The sequence below is a fragment of the Tissierella praeacuta DSM 18095 genome (assembly GCF_900128955.1).
Classification (GTDB): Bacteria; Bacillota; Clostridia; order Tissierellales; family Tissierellaceae; genus Tissierella; species Tissierella praeacuta.
Window position 1 is genome coordinate 133,435 of the sequence record NZ_FQTY01000006.1, and the last position, 15,582, is coordinate 149,016.

At 30.9% G+C, this 15,582-nt stretch carries 13 protein-coding genes; all 13 read right to left on the reverse strand.

Going from position 1 to position 15,582, the window contains the following annotated elements:
- Positions 1–2 precede the first annotated feature (2 nt).
- Positions 3–2,204, reverse strand: a complete 2,202-nt coding sequence (gene pcrA / locus BUB33_RS08695; protein WP_072975537.1) for a DNA helicase PcrA — start codon at positions 2,202–2,204, stop codon at positions 3–5.
- Between the two features lie 181 nt (positions 2,205–2,385).
- Positions 2,386–4,155 (reverse strand): HD-GYP domain-containing protein, encoded by a 1,770-nt coding sequence (locus BUB33_RS08700; protein WP_072975539.1) that lies wholly within the window; start codon positions 4,153–4,155, stop codon positions 2,386–2,388.
- A gap of 518 nt (positions 4,156–4,673) precedes the next feature.
- Positions 4,674–5,135 carry a chemotaxis protein CheX gene (locus BUB33_RS08705; RefSeq protein WP_072975541.1) on the reverse strand — a complete coding sequence of 154 codons (462 nt, stop codon included), beginning with the start codon at positions 5,133–5,135 and terminating at the stop codon, positions 4,674–4,676.
- Complete coding sequence (locus tag BUB33_RS08710; RefSeq protein ID WP_072975543.1) at positions 5,135–5,554, reverse strand: bacteriohemerythrin; 420 nt, start codon at positions 5,552–5,554, stop codon at positions 5,135–5,137. The genes BUB33_RS08705 and BUB33_RS08710 overlap by 1 nt, the downstream gene beginning before the upstream one ends.
- Before the next feature lie 52 nt (positions 5,555–5,606).
- Positions 5,607–6,641 carry an HD-GYP domain-containing protein gene (locus BUB33_RS08715; protein WP_072975545.1) on the reverse strand — a complete coding sequence of 345 codons (1,035 nt, stop codon included), beginning with the start codon at positions 6,639–6,641 and terminating at the stop codon, positions 5,607–5,609.
- Positions 6,642–6,718: 77 nt separating this feature from the next.
- Positions 6,719–7,018 carry a YerC/YecD family TrpR-related protein gene (locus tag BUB33_RS08720; protein WP_072975547.1) on the reverse strand — a complete coding sequence of 100 codons (300 nt, stop codon included), beginning with the start codon at positions 7,016–7,018 and terminating at the stop codon, positions 6,719–6,721.
- A gap of 86 nt (positions 7,019–7,104) precedes the next feature.
- Positions 7,105–8,775 carry a formate--tetrahydrofolate ligase gene (locus BUB33_RS08725; RefSeq protein ID WP_072975549.1) on the reverse strand — a complete coding sequence of 557 codons (1,671 nt, stop codon included), beginning with the start codon at positions 8,773–8,775 and terminating at the stop codon, positions 7,105–7,107.
- A 233-nt stretch (positions 8,776–9,008) separates the two neighbouring features.
- Positions 9,009–10,268: a phosphoribosylamine--glycine ligase gene (gene purD, locus BUB33_RS08730; protein ID WP_072975551.1), complete on the reverse strand. Its 1,260-nt coding sequence runs from the start codon at positions 10,266–10,268 to the stop codon at positions 9,009–9,011.
- Between the two features lie 18 nt (positions 10,269–10,286).
- Positions 10,287–11,819, reverse strand: a complete 1,533-nt coding sequence (purH, locus tag BUB33_RS08735) for a bifunctional phosphoribosylaminoimidazolecarboxamide formyltransferase/IMP cyclohydrolase (protein ID WP_200778164.1) — start codon at positions 11,817–11,819, stop codon at positions 10,287–10,289.
- A gap of 10 nt (positions 11,820–11,829) precedes the next feature.
- Positions 11,830–12,453 (reverse strand): phosphoribosylglycinamide formyltransferase, encoded by a 624-nt coding sequence (gene purN / locus BUB33_RS08740; RefSeq protein ID WP_072975555.1) that lies wholly within the window; start codon positions 12,451–12,453, stop codon positions 11,830–11,832.
- On the reverse strand, positions 12,441–13,475 hold the full coding sequence (purM, locus tag BUB33_RS08745; RefSeq protein ID WP_072975558.1) for a phosphoribosylformylglycinamidine cyclo-ligase: 1,035 nt from the start codon (positions 13,473–13,475) through the stop codon (positions 12,441–12,443). Before purM ends, purN begins: the two co-directional genes overlap by 13 nt.
- A 65-nt stretch (positions 13,476–13,540) precedes the next feature.
- Positions 13,541–14,878 carry an amidophosphoribosyltransferase gene (gene purF, locus BUB33_RS08750; protein ID WP_200778165.1) on the reverse strand — a complete coding sequence of 446 codons (1,338 nt, stop codon included), beginning with the start codon at positions 14,876–14,878 and terminating at the stop codon, positions 13,541–13,543.
- A gap of 208 nt (positions 14,879–15,086) precedes the next feature.
- Positions 15,087–15,572, reverse strand: a complete 486-nt coding sequence (gene purE / locus BUB33_RS08755; RefSeq protein ID WP_072975562.1) for a 5-(carboxyamino)imidazole ribonucleotide mutase — start codon at positions 15,570–15,572, stop codon at positions 15,087–15,089.
- Positions 15,573–15,582 lie beyond the last annotated feature (10 nt).

A 15,582-nucleotide genomic window follows, 5' to 3' on the forward strand; every position in this document is an offset into this window, starting at 1 on the left:
AATCACCTCAATATTTCTATAGGAGCAATAGAAAGTAATAACCTTTTCAACCCTTCTCCCTCAAAGGATATAACCACTTCCTTATCATTGTCACGAGGCTTTATTTGAACTATAGTTCCTATGCCAAATCTCTTATGTTTTACTTTATCTCCTACATTTACGTCTAGATTTACATCCCCCTGTGGTTTAGGTTGAGTCTGTATTACAAATGGTCTAGGAGCAAATCTTTCTCTCTTTGTTGTAAAATCCTTTACTGATACTAATTGCTCTCTAGTATTTTTATTTTGCTTCTTTTCTATAGCATCTCCCATTTCTTCAATAAATCTAGAAGGTAGAGTATAATTTACATTTCCATAAATTGTCCTTACCCTTGCGTTAGTTATAAATAATTGTTTTTCTGCCCTAGTTACAGCAACATAGCAAAGTCTTCTTTCCTCTTCCAATTCCGTTTCGCTGTCCAATGCTCTAGTTATAGGAAACAATCCGTCTTCCATACCTACTAAAAATACTACTGGAAACTCTAACCCCTTAGCACTGTGTACAGTCATCATTGTAACTACATTAGTGGTATCAGAGGTTTTATCTACATCTGAAAGTAAAGCTACATTCGCTAAAAATTCTTCTAAATTACTTTCACCCATACGCACTTCAAAGTCTATAGCAACGGATACAAATTCTTTTATATTTTCTATTCTAGTTTGAGCTTCTATGGTGTTTTCTCTTTCCAGTTCTTTTATATACCCTGTGGTATTGATAACTTCTTCAATGAAATCTTTTACTCCCATTACTTCCTTCTTAGCCATAAGTTTATTCATCATATCTGTAAATGGTTTTAAACTATTCTTTGCTCTAGCATTTAAATCTGGTATATTGTCTAAAGATAATAATGTACCATAAATGGAGTCATTAGTCACTGATGCAAATTCTTCTAATTTGTCTATAGTTGCATTTCCTATACCTCTTTTAGGTACATTAATTATCCTTTTTAGAGAAATATTATCCAAAGGATTTTGTAATACCTTTAAATAAGCCACTATATCCTTTATCTCTTTCCTGTCATAGAATTTAAGCCCCCCTACGATTTTATAGGGAATATTTTTTCTAATGAAAGAATCCTCAAAAGAACGAGATTGTGCATTAGTCCTATAAAGAATAGCACAATCTGATAAACTATATCCTTGAGAAGTCAATTCTTCAATTTTACTAGCCACAAACAACGCTTCATCTTCTGAATCTGGTAACTCCTCATAATATATAGGTTCCCCTTCATTATTTTCAGTCCATAGATTCTTATCTTTTCTCTCGGAGTTGTTTTTTATTACTATATTGGCTAATTTAAGTATATTTTGTGTAGATCTATAGTTTTGCTCTAACATTATAGTTGTAGAGTTTTGAAAGTCCTTTTCAAAGTTTAGGATATTAGTAATATCTGCTCCTCTCCACCCATAAATCGACTGATCTCCATCACCTACTACACATATGTTTTTATATTTATCTGATAGTAGCCTTATTAACTCATATTGAATCTTGTTTGTATCTTGATATTCATCTACAAATACATATTTAAATTTTCTTTGATAATAATCTATAATATCAGAGTTTGATTTTAAAAGTTGTACGGTTTTTATTATTAAATCATCAAAATCTAAGGCATTATACTGTTTAAGCTTTTCTTGATATAAGGCATATAATTCTCCAATATTTCTTAAATAAAAATCCTTATAATTTTGATTTATAAATTTATCAGAGTCCGTCATAGCATCTTTCAATTTGCTGATTTGAGCTAAAACTGAGGCTTCTTTATATGTGTCCTTGTCAAGATTTCTTTCTTTTATACATTCTTTTATTAAAGTTAACTGGTCATCTCTGTCATATATTGTAAAAGATCTATTGTATCCAATTTTATCAATATCTCGCCTAAGTATCCTAACACATATAGAGTGAAACGTCCCCATCCACATACTATCTACATCTGTAGATAATAGTTTTGATACCCTTTCTTTCATTTCATTTGCAGCCTTATTAGTAAATGTTATTGCCAAAATATTTCCCGGGAAAATTCCTTTTTCTTCGATTAAATATGCTATTTTATGAGTCACTACTTTAGTTTTTCCCGACCCAGCCCCTGCTAAAATAAGCAAAGGTCCATCTGTATGTAATACAGCCTCTCTCTGTCTATCATTTAATCCATTTAGGTAATCCACTATCTCACACCTTTCTAAACATTTGTTTCTTATTTAATCATTATATAGTATTAAACATAAAATTTCCATTAAAAAAGCAACAATCAAAGATTGATGCTTTTTTAAATTTAACCCTTTATAAAATGCAGTTAAACTAAATCTAACTTATATATATTATCTTGTAACTAGGTTACATTATTAATTATAGCACATATTCCTTCTCTCTTTCTAAACTTCTTTTATAAATTAATTGAAATTCTTCAATATTTTCATTAAATATATCTACTATATTTGGGTCAAAATGACTACCCCTACCTGCTAAAATTATTTCCTTAGCCTTTTCAAAAGAAAAAGCATCTTTATATGAACGCTTTGAAAGCAAAGCATCTAATACATCTGCTAATGCAACTATTCTTCCTGCAAGGGGTATTTCCTCTCCTTTTAAACCCTTTGGATATCCTGTTCCATCCCACTTTTCATGATGTGACTCTGCTATTTCTATTCCCATCTTAAATACAGACTTTCCATTTTTAACTATATTGTTTTCTGCTTCTCTTAAAACACTAGCTCCATAAACAGTGTGATTTTTCATAACATTAAATTCATCTTCATCTAATTTCCCAGGCTTCAAAAGTATTTTGTCTGGAACTCCTACCTTCCCTATATCATGCATGGGACTAAATTTTTCTATATCTGCTATAAACTTAGAGTCTATACTTGCCTTAAATCTTTCATCTTTACTCATTAGTCTAGCTAATTTTGTAGAATAATCCCTCATTCTAACGATATGTTCTCCTGTATCTTTATCTTTTTCTTCAGATATTTTTGTAAGAGCCAAAAGAGTTGAATATAGCAAATCTTCTATATATATATTTTTTTGAAAAGCTATTGATATAGAACTACTAAGAACTCTTAAAAATCTTGTATGCTCTTCTTTATATACATTTTTCTTATCACTTGAAAAAAATATAAAACCTATACAAGATTCACTTACCATTAAGGGCAATGTTATTGAAGATTTTATCCCTGCCCTTAGAAGTATTTTATTATATCCAGTTAAAGGCTTTCCTTTTATATGTCTTTCCAAATTATTTATGATTCTAGGTTGCCCTGTTTCTATTATATCCCCTAGACTTGTCTTACATATAGAAACTTCATATCCTAGTATATCTGTCATTTCCTTATTTATTGTTTCATTTCTTCCAACTCCGTAGGAGCCTATTATATATCCTTTATTCTTACTTTTTTCTTCACTATTAAATAAGGCTATGCCTATATAAGAATAAGGAATATAATCTATAAAAGAGTCATATATACGCTGTAAAAAGTCATCAAAATCAACAGTTGTATTTATTTCTGTAGTTAATTCTAGTGTTTTGAATAAACCTTGAAATATTCCCTTTATTTCACTTGCAATTCCCTTCATTCCATTGCTTTTCTTTTCCATTATATTTTCAAATCCAATTTCCTTAAATCCACTATACAACTCTCCCAAAGGCAAGAAAAGATACTTATATACCTGAGAGATTCCTATTATTATCATAATCCCAATGCTACCTACTACAATTGCTATTATTGTATTGAAATCGGAATATATTTTGTTGTTTGATTCAAAATATTTATCTGATAATATACTGCTAGCTTCTATTAATTGGTATGAATTTTCATTTATATATGTATAAGATTTTATAAATTCATTAAAATTTAAGTTGTTTTCATATATTTTCACATAATCTTTTTTTAATTCTTCCCATATTTTAATATTATCTTCTATATAGGGATCAAGAATTATTAAGTTTTTATCCCATATCTTCCCTTTCATAGAATCATATTCTATAGTTCCACTTTGAATTTCTCTAATCTTTATATCATAGATTTCTATATATTCTTTTAATCTTTCTTTAATTTCTTGTAATTTGTTTTCTAAGCTAATCTTGTCTATCAATGCTTCTTCTGAATTTAAGACATTCATAATTAGATAAATTGTATCTACATCTCTAGTTATTGTCTTAGCTAATGCTTTTTGCTCTATGAGAAGTTTCCATATGGTTTGTCCTTCTTTTTACATATCCATATAATTCAGTACTGAAAATATAACTACACTCAATATAATAACTATTGAAATGATTATTGATAAATATCTTATTTTTAATCCTTTTAATTTATTTGAACCCTTATACAAAACTTCACCTCTTTTAAAGTTACAAATCAAATATCCTATTTCTTCTATTAAAAATATTTTAATAGAAAAAGAACTCATGATGAGTTCTTGAATATATATTATCTAACTGACTTTAATATTGCTATATCACTTCAATTATCAGCCATAGCTATTTCTATTCTTGATATATTAGCTTTTGCTTCTGCAAATCCCTATTTAACTTCATGTTGAACCTCATTAACTCAACATCTTGTTCTTCAATTCCATTATTATCCATAATATTCTAGATATAATTATTAACAATAATCATTATACAATGAACTTAAATTTTACTTTTCTACTAAAAATATATTAATATCAAATTCACCAATAGGTGTTTTTAGAGGCATAAGTAATGCTCTTTTATTTGCCATAGAAATAGATTTATACTCTCCTATAATTATCTGTGGGGGAGCAATATCACATATATAATTATGATTAGTTAAATTAGTTACTGCATTTCCTCCAATAATATTTGCCACCTCTCCTAAGGCTGAAGATACAAAGTTATCAATTTCATACATTTCCATTCCTGACATTATTTTTACCATTTCCAATGTCATATCTTTTGTAAAACTAAAAAGTATTGTGCCTTTTAAATCTCCTGTAACTCCAAGAATAATATTTGCCTCTCTACTGCAAACCATATCCTCTACTATCTGTAAATTACCTCTTTCTACATCAGTATCAAGCATTAATCGAAATACATCTTGAGTTGCCTTATAAAAGGAGTTTACATATTCTGCTTTCATTACTCTTGTCCCCCTTTTTCCCTTACATACTCTCCAATCTTCTGATCCATTTTTCCTACATGCATAATTAGCCATGTCATTAGCTTAGCACTAAACTCCTGTATCTTTTCCTCCGTAAATCCTCCCTGCTCAAAAATCTTAACATAATCATTAATACCCTCTTTAAACTTTCTATGTGCTTCCTTATGTATTTCAATATCTGGGTAATTAATTTTTTTCTGATACTCTTCCTCATCATTAAAATGAAATACTACATATTCTTGCATAAATTCCATTGTTTCTTTTACCTTATCCAGTCTTTCATCCCAATCACTTTTACTTTGAACTATTTGAATAAATTCTGATAAACGTTTGAAAAGTTCTTTATGTTGCTCATCAATTAATTCTACGCCAACTTTATATTTATCTTTCCACATCATTTTTATCCCTGCTTTCTATCTTAGAATTTATTATAAATTATTGATTTTTATTTTATATTACTATATCTAATATCTCAACTTCTTGTGGTTGAAAAAAATCTATAAATCTATTATCTATTTGTACTATAGGTTTAGTTTCATCTTGGGGATGTATATATACTATTTTTCCAATTGAGCCATCACTCAATAAAACCTTATTTCCTACATAGAAGGTAGAGATATTTTTTAAAAACAATTGAGTAATTTGAGGATCTAAGGAAGAAAAACTCTCATCTCTAAGATAATCTGCGGCTCTTAGGGGTGAATCCTTATCTCTATATACTTTGTTAGATGTAACTGCATGATATATATCACATACGGCTATTATTTTTGCGTATTCATGGATTGCATCTCCTTTAATGCCATTAGGGTAGCCTGTCCCATTAATTTTCTCATGATGCTGCAGCACTCCTAATAAAATATCATTATTAAATTTATTAGTTTCCAACAATATTTGATAACCATATAGTGAATGTTTTTTCATTTCTTCATATTCTTCAATAGTTAACTTACCAGGTTTTTTTACTATTTCATCTGAAATTTTCAATTTCCCAATATCATGTAAAAGTCCCGCTATAGATAAATCTAAAATTTTATCCTTAGAATAATTCATCCATTTCCCTAAACTAGCAGCTAATATACTTACACCTAAGCTATGATCAAATGTATAATCATCTTTTTTTTGAAGAAGTCGCATTTGAGTAAGTATATCTCTTTCTGAGGCTATTTCGTCAACAAATGTATTCATCTCTGAAATTATCTTATCAGATTTCAATTGTTTACCTTCTTTTATTTCATTAAATACATTATCCAGCGTACTCTCTATCTTAGAATATCCCTTAGTCAATTTCTTATTTTGAATTTCATCACTTATTTTTTCTTCTTTTATAAACACAAAATGTATTCCATGAATATTTAATTTATCAATAAAAGCCTTTGTTATAGTAGTATTTTCTGGTATTAAAACTGCACCTGTTTTTATATCTATTACATCCTTATCCAAGAGCATTCCTATTTCTAGTTTATCAATATTAGTAAGTTTCCCCAACACTCACACCTCCATCAAAACTAATTACTATTTATGTATCTTAGTAAGAAATAAGGGACTCTTAGTCCCTGTTTTTATTAATCTATTATCCCCAACTTCTTTAATACAATATTATATCCTTCAGAACCATAGTTTAAAGCTCTATTTATTCTGCTTATAGTTGCTGTACTAGCTCCTGTCTCTGCTTCTATTTCATTATAGGTTTTATTTGCCTTAAGTAGTTTTGCAACCTCAAGTCTCTGTGCTATGGCTTGTATCTCCTTTATAGTACATATATCTTCAAAAAACCTATAACATTCTTCCTTATTTTCTAGAAGTAAAATCGCCTCGAAAAAACCATCTACCTGATCAGATTTTATTTTTGAATTAAATTCCATTTTTTGCCTCCTAATAATTTATAGTTTCTTACTAACTATTCAAGTGGATAAGGATAATAATAGCTGGGTCTTTGCCCAGCTATCATCTAGAATAATCCTACTATTTCTCCACTTGGCAATATATCAATATTGTTTGCAGCTGGAACTTTTGGTAACCCTGGCATTGTCATGATTTCTCCTGTTAAAGCTACTAAGAATCCTGCACCTCTTGATACTTTTATATCTCTAACTGTAATTTTAAATCCTCTTGGTCTACCTAATAAAGTTGGGTCATCTGAAAGTGAATATTGAGTCTTTGCCATACAAATTGGCATCTTATCAAATCCTAATTTTTCTATATTAGCTATTGTCTTTTCGCATGATTTAGTAAAATCTACTCCATCTGCACCATAAACTTCTTTAGCTATTTTTTCAATCTTAGTTTTAATTGAATCTTCTACATCATATAAAGGTTTGAAATTGGACTCTTTTGTTTCACATACTTTTACTACAGCCTTAGCCATCTCTATTCCGCCTTCTCCACCTTTGCCCCATACTTCTGAAAGAACAGCTTCTGCACCTAAGGAATTACATCTTTCAAGTACATAATTAAGTTCTGCTTCCGTATCAGTCGGGAATTTATTAATCGCTACTATAGCAGGTACTCCAAATTTATTAACATTTTCAATATGTTTCTCTAAGTTTTCAAATCCCTTAGCTAATGCCTCTAGGTTTTCGGAGCCTAATTCATCCTTCTTAACTCCACCGTTATATTTTAATGCTCTAATTGTAGCTACAATAACTGTAGCATCTGGTTTCAATCCACCAAACCTACATTTAATATCAAAGAATTTTTCTGCTCCTAAATCTGCACCAAATCCTGCCTCTGTAATTGTATATTCTGCCATCTTTAAAGCTAATTTTGTAGCTAACATTGAGTTACATCCGTGAGCAATATTTGCAAATGGTCCGCCATGAATTAATGCTGGTGTATTTTCCAATGTTTGAACAAGGTTTGGATTAACAGCATCTTTCATAAGTAATGCTACTGCACCTTGTGCTTGTAAATCTTTAGCAAATACTGGACTTCCGTCAAATTTATATGCTACTATAATTTCTCCAACTCTAGCTTTGAAATCCTCTAAATCCTTTGATAAGCAGAAGATTGCCATTATCTCTGAAGCAACTGTTATATCAAATCCATCTTGTCTTGGCATACCATTTGGCTTTCCGCCTAGACCTACTACTATATCTCTCAAGGCTCTGTCATTCATATCAAGAACTCTTTTCCAAACTACTCTTCTTGGATCTATATTCAATGCATTTCCTTGATGAATATGGTTATCTAATAAAGCTGAAATTAAGTTATGAGCTGTAGTTATTGCATGAAAATCCCCTGTAAAATGAAGATTAATATCTTCCATAGGTACTACTTGAGCATATCCTCCACCAGCAGCCCCGCCTTTAACTCCGAAGCTAGGTCCAAGTGATGGCTCTCTAAGTGCTGTTATGGCAGACTTACCTATCTTATTTAATCCCATTGAAAGACCTATATTTGTCGTAGTTTTTCCTTCTCCTGCTGGAGTAGGATTAATAGCAGTAACTAAAACTAATTTTCCATCTGGTTTGTCTTTCAATTCCTCCAAAAGTCCTAAATCAACTTTCGCCTTATACTTACCATAATGTATTAACTTATCTTCGTCTATTCCTAGCTTTGATGCCACCTCAGATATTGGCAACATTGTTGCCTCTTGAGCAATTTGAACGTCAGTCTTCATACTAAATCCTCCTTATATTTATTTTATACTACCTATTATTTAAATTACCTAAGTAAATTATACCCTTACTCATATATGCCTCTTCAATAAAATAAATATTTTCTCAAGAATTTCTATAGATTCAATTTATTGTAAAACTATAATACTATATAGTATTATAACAGAACAACAAGATTTTGGAAATCTTTTTCAATAAAAAAGCAGGTTTTACCCTGCCTTATAAATTAATCAATCTAAAATTTTAATTTTCCTATGTCTTTTCTATATCTCATTCCATCAAAGTTAATATTATCTATATCTAAATAAATATTTTCTCTAGCTTCTTCAACAGTCTTCCCTAAACAAGTAATAGATAAAACTCTTCCCCCATTTGTAATTAAATCATTATCCAATTTTTTTGTTCCATTATGGAAAAGGATAATATCTTTATCTAGTTTCTCCATACCTGTAATTTTGAACCCCTTTTCATAATTCTCAGGATAACCGCTAGATGTAAGCACTACAGTAACACAAACATTCTCTTTCCAAATTAAATCCGAGCTATTTAAAGAACCATCTATAGTCTTTTCGAATATATCTATTATATCTGATTCAAGCCTTGGAATTAGTACTTCAGTTTCAGGATCTCCAAACCTTACATTAAACTCTAAAACTTTAGGCTCACCATTCACCAGCATTAAACCTATAAATAATATTCCTCTAAAATCCATTTTCTCCTGATTTAATCCAATTAGTATATTTTCTAAAATATTCCTTTCAATTTTTCCATTTAACTCATCATTAAATAAAGGACTAGGAGAATAGCAACCTACACCTCCAGTATTAAGTCCCTTATCTCCTTCATATATCTTTTTATAATCCTTAGCAGATTCCATTGGAATTATTTTATCCTTAGTAACTAAACAAAGAAGTGAAGCTTCTATACCATCTAAAAATTCTTCTATAACTACCTTTTCCCCCTCAGAGCCAAAAACCTTATCTCCTAAAATGCTTTTTAATGTGTTTATAGCTTCTTCTTCACTATTACAAATAACTACGCCCTTACCAGCACATAATCCATCTGCCTTTATGACTAATGGATAAGTAAATTCCTCAAGTCCTTCTATTGCTTCATCTAAGTTTATATAAGATTTATATTTAGCAGTAGGAATATTATATTTTTCCATAAACTCTTTAGAGAAATCTTTACTTCCCTCAAGCTGAGCACATGTTTTATTTACGCCAAAAATTTTCAACTCTTTTTCTTGAAATTTATCTACTATACCTAGCACTAAAGGTAATTCTGGTCCTACTACAGTTAAATCTATATTATTTTCTATGGCAAACTGAACTAATTTTTCTATTTCATCAACATTTATAGGTATATTTTCAGCTACTTCAAGAGTCCCCCCATTTCCAGGTGCACAGTAAACTTTACTTACCCTTTGACTCTTAGATATTTTCCAACATAATGCATGCTCTCTACCACCACTGCCTATAACTAATACTTTCATTTTCTAACCTCCTAGACATTAATGTTTGAAATGTCTTATTCCAGTGATTATCATAGAAATACTATTTTTATCTGCTTCTTCTATAACTTCACTATCTTTTAAGGAACCTCCTGGCTGAATAATTGCTGCAACCCCAGCACTAGACAATAACTCTATAGAATCTTTAAATGGAAAAAATCCATCAGAAGCTAAAACAGCTCCTTTAACCTTTTCCCCTGCTCTTTCTATTGCATTCTGTACTGCCCACACTCTATTTACTTCTCCTAATCCAATTCCTATAGTTGCTTTATCTTTAGCTATAACTACTCCGTTAGATTTTACACTCTTTGCAGCTTTCCATGCAAATAGTAAATCCTCCATTTGTTTTTCTGTAGGTTGATTCTTAGTTACTATTTTTATTTCTTCATTTAATAAAATTCTATCTTTATCTTGAACTAAAAGTCCACCTAGCACTTTTTTTATATCTAGCTCTTTGTATTTCCTATCTATAATACTATCTATTTGCATAATTCTTATATTTTTCTTTTGAGTAAGTATTTCTAATGCTTTTTCTGTAAAGGAAGGTGCCATTACTATCTCTATAAAAATCTGATTTATTTTTTCTGCTACTTTTTCATCTATTTCTCTATTTGCTGCAATTATCCCTCCGAATATAGACACCTTATCGCATTCATAAGCCTTTTTATAAGCTTCTAATATATCCTTTCCACTTCCAATACCACAAGGATTAGCATGTTTTACAGCCACTACTGTAGGTTCATCAAATTCCTTCAAAGCTTCAATACAACCATTTGCATCATTTATGTTATTAAATGATAACTCTTTTCCATGAAGCTGAATTGCTCCTGCTAAAGTACCTTCTTTTTTTCCTACTTCCTTATAAAAGGCTGCTTTTTGATGAGGATTTTCTCCATATCTTAATTCTTCCTTAGACTTATAGGCTAAAGTTAGTTTTTCTGGAAATATAACTTCCTCTATTTCATTAAAATAATTTGATATTAAGGTATCATAATAAGCTGTATAGTTGAAAACTTTCCTTGCTAAGTATTGTCTTGTTCTAAAGGTAGTTTTCCCTTCAAATTTTAACTCATTTAGTACCTGTTCATAGTCAGAAGGATCTATTATTACTGTTACATCCTTATAATTTTTAGCTGCTGCCCTAATCATAGATGGTCCGCCAATATCTATATTTTCAATAATTTCTTCATGAGTCACATTTAGTTTGTTTATAGTTTCTTCAAAAGGATAAAGATTGTTAACCACCATATCGATAGGATCTATCTTCATATCTTCAATTGTTTTTATATGATTTTCATTATCCCTTATGTATAGAAGCCCACCATGAATATATGGATTTAAAGTCTTTACTCTACCATCTAATATTTCTGGGAAATTAGTTACATTATTTACCTCTATTACTTCTATTCCTGATTCCTTTAAAATTTTATAGGTTCCACCAGTTGATATTATTTCCCAGCCTAATTTCTTTAATTCTGAGGCAAATTCTACAATACCTTCTTTATGAAAAACACTAATCAATGCCCTTTTCATTATATCACCTCTATTTTATAATCACTTTTCTTCCTTCCACAGATATTCTTCCGCTACAGTACAGTTTCACTGCTTGTACTAAAAGTTTATGCTCTATTTTTAATACTTTTTCTTTTAAAGTTTCTACTGTATCCTCATTATCTACGTATACAATATCTTGAAGTATTATAGCTCCTGTATCTGTACCTTCATCGACAAAATGAACTGTAGCTCCTGTTATCTTTACACCATAATCTAAAACTCCTTGATGAACTTTTTCACCATAATATCCCTTTCCACAAAAACTAGGTATTAAAGATGGATGAATATTTATTATTCTACCACTAAATTCCTCTATAAATTCTTTAGATAAAACTTTTAAATATCCTGCTAAAACAATTAATTCTATATCTCTTTTTTTCAACTCTTTTATTAAATATAAATTATATTCTTCTTCGCTATTAAATAACTTCCTATCTAAATAAATACTTTCTATTCCAGCATCTTTTCCTCTAGTTAAACCATAAGCATCTTTTCTATTAGAGATGATTAATTTTATTTCTCCATTTATATTTCCATTTTCAATATTATCTATTATAGACTGTAAATTCGTCCCTCCACCAGAAATTAAAACCCCTATTTTTACTGGTGACATAATACTACTCCTTCAGTCCCTTTCTTAACTTCACCTAGTAATACAAAATCCTCACCTTGGTCTTTTAAATATTTTGTAATATCTTCTAGTTCACTTTTACTTACTGCCATAACCATACCTATTCCCATATTAAAAGTACCGTACATCTCATCTCTTGTAATACCACCCCATTTTTGCAAAAGATTAAAAATAATTGGAGTGTTTATCATAAAAGTATCTATATAGGCTGTTAATCCTTTTGGTATCATTCTTGGAATGTTTTCATAAAATCCTCCACCAGTTATGTGAGATAATCCTTTAATATTAAATTTTTGCACTAAATTATATACTGGATTTGTATATATTCTGGTAGGTTTTAGAAGTTCCTCACCTATTGTACATCCAAGCTCTTCTATATATTGGTCTACTTCCATCTTTTCCTTATCAAATATTATTTTTCTCACAAGAGAAAATCCATTACTATGAACTCCGCTAGATGGTAATCCTATAATATAATCTCCTTCTTCTATAGTAGAACCATTTATTATTTTTTTCTTGTCTACTACTCCTACACAAAAACCTGCAACATCATACTCTTCTTCCTTATAAAATCCAGGCATTTCAGCTGTTTCTCCACCGATCAAAGCACATCCTGCTTTTATACAACCATTAGATACACCTTCTACAATACTTGCCATCTTCTCAGGAACAAGTTTTCCTGTAGCTATATAGTCTAAGAAAAATAAGGGTTTAGCTCCTTGACAAAGAATATCATTAGCACACATAGCTACACAATCTTCACCTATAGTGTCATGTTTATCCATCATGAAAGCAAGTCTTAGCTTTGTACCTACCCCATCTGTCCCTGATACTAAAACTGGTTCTTCATAGGCTTTTGTATCTAATTGAAACAAACCTGCAAACCCACCTATATCTGATAAAACTCCTGGAACGTGAGTTTTCTTTATCATTCCCTTTATAAGCTGTACTTCTTTATATCCAGCTTCTTTATCTACACCTGCGTCCTTATAAGTTAAGCTCACAACATTCTCTCCTTTCACTTAATAATTGACAATTGACAGTTGGCAATCCTCAATTATTAATTCAATTATCTAATACCAATTGGATAATTGCCACTAAGGCATCCCGTACAAAACTCTTCTCCACCTGCCGCCTTTAATAATCCTTCCAAGGATAAATACTCTAAGGAATCTACTCCTATCAATTCTTTTATTTCCTTCTTTGACATTTGAGCTGCTATTAAATTTTTTCTATTAGGGGAATCCATACCTAAATGACAGGAATAAAGAACTGGCGGCGAAGATATTCTAACATGTATCTCTTTTGCACCTGCATTTCTAAGCATTTCAATAGTTCTTTTTATAGTAGTTCCTCTTACTATAGAATCATCCACTAATATTACTCTCTTTCCTTCAACATTTTCCTTTAATACATTAAGTTTAATTCTAACTCCTTGCTCTCTTAGTTCTTGAGTTGGTTCTATAAAAGTTCTTCCTACATATCTGTTCTTTATCAACCCTTCTGCATATGGAATTCCAGATTCTTCTGCATATCCTATGGCTGGTATAGTACCAGAATCTGGTGCACCTATGACAATATCCGCATCTACAGCTGACTCTCTAGCTAACTCTTTCCCCGCATTTATTCTTGATAAATAAATACTCTTACTATCTAATTTACTATCTGGTCTTGCAAAATATATTATTTCAAATAAACAAGGTCTTTTTCCTTTTGTATCCTTATTTATAGATTTCAATCCATTTTCATCTATAACAACTATCTCTCCAGGCTCTACATCTCTAATAAATTCAGCTCCTATAGTATCAAAAGCACATGTTTCTGATGCCAATATATAATCCTCACCAAACTTACCTAAAGAAAGAGGTTTTACCCCATAGGGATCCCTTGCACCTATTAATTTATCCGTTGTCATCATAACTAATCCATAGGTTCCCCTTATAGTCTCCAAAGCCTTTATTACGGCATCTTCTACACTATCTTTATGATATCTAGCTATTAAATTAGGTATAACTTCAGTATCTAACTGAGATTGGAATATGCCTCCCTGATCTTCCAGTTCATCACGTAATTTTTCAAAATTTACTACAGCACCATCATGGGCTAATGCCAATGCACCTCTTTTATATCCAACAACTAAAGGTTGTGCGTTTGTAGTAGTTGTATCTCCTATGGTGGCATATCTAATATGTCCTATACCAATATTTCCTCTAAGCCTTTCCATAACTTCTGTTGAAAAGACTTCATGTACTAATCCTAAGTCCTTAAAGTAATCAACAAAACCATTGTTATTTACTGCAATACCTGTACTTACTTGACCTCTATGTTGCAGTGCATATAAGCCATAGTATATTACCTTTGATACATTATTTCTTTTTTTGCTATAAATTCCTACAACTCCACTCAAGATTGCACCTTCTCTCTAGTTATAGTCCCCAGTTTCCCAACTCAAATCTATTTACTCACTACGTTCCCATAGATTTGGTACTCATTGCCTTTGACCTAAACTACTTTCGCTGTGTTAGGTCATTTCCCGCAGTCTCACTGCACAAATTCATTTGCTCATTACATTCACATGAATTTGGCGTTCGTTGCGTTTGACCTACATCAGCTCACTACTTTCGCTGTGTTAGGTCATAATCAATTTTTTCTACTTCTTTTGACATTTCTTTTTTATATTCCTTGAATTTTTTCCTTAATTCAGGATATTTTATAGAGAGCATCTGTACTGCCAAAAGCCCTCCATTTTCTCCACCATCTATAGCTACAGTAGCTACTGGAACGCCTTTAGGCATTTGTACCACAGAAAGAAGTGAATCCAATCCATCCATTGTAGAGGAGCTAGCAGGAATTCCTATTACAGGAAGAGGGGTTACTCCTGCTAATACTCCAGCTAGATGGGCTGCTTTTCCAGCTATGGCAATAATAACTTCTGTATTGTTCTTCTCAGCATTTTCAGCAAATTCAATGGCCTTATATGGAGTTCTATGAGCCGATATTACTCTAACCTCATATTCCACTCCAAATTTATCAAAAATTTTAGTTACCTTCTCTGCTAAAGGTTTATCCGATATACTTCCCATCAATATACTAACTTTCATTTCCCTTCCT

Bases quoted from the DNA above. Each gene is read 5' to 3' on its own strand.
- purE (WP_072975562.1), bottom strand. From the start codon at position 15,572: ATGAAAGTTAGTATATTGATGGGAAGTATATCGGATAAACCTTTAGCA.
- BUB33_RS08710 (WP_072975543.1), bottom strand. From the start codon at position 5,554: ATGATGTGGAAAGATAAATATAAAGTTGGCGTAGAATTAATTGATGAG.
- BUB33_RS08720 (WP_072975547.1), bottom strand. From the start codon at position 7,018: ATGGAATTTAATTCAAAAATAAAATCTGATCAGGTAGATGGTTTTTTC.
- purD (WP_072975551.1), bottom strand. From the start codon at position 10,268: ATGAAAGTATTAGTTATAGGCAGTGGTGGTAGAGAGCATGCATTATGT.
- purN (WP_072975555.1), bottom strand. From the start codon at position 12,453: ATGTCACCAGTAAAAATAGGGGTTTTAATTTCTGGTGGAGGGACGAAT.
- BUB33_RS08700 (WP_072975539.1), bottom strand. From the start codon at position 4,155: ATGAATGTCTTAAATTCAGAAGAAGCATTGATAGACAAGATTAGCTTA.
- purH (WP_200778164.1), bottom strand. From the start codon at position 11,819: ATGAAAAGGGCATTGATTAGTGTTTTTCATAAAGAAGGTATTGTAGAA.
- BUB33_RS08725 (WP_072975549.1), bottom strand. From the start codon at position 8,775: ATGAAGACTGACGTTCAAATTGCTCAAGAGGCAACAATGTTGCCAATA.
- BUB33_RS08705 (WP_072975541.1), bottom strand. From the start codon at position 5,135: ATGAAAGCAGAATATGTAAACTCCTTTTATAAGGCAACTCAAGATGTA.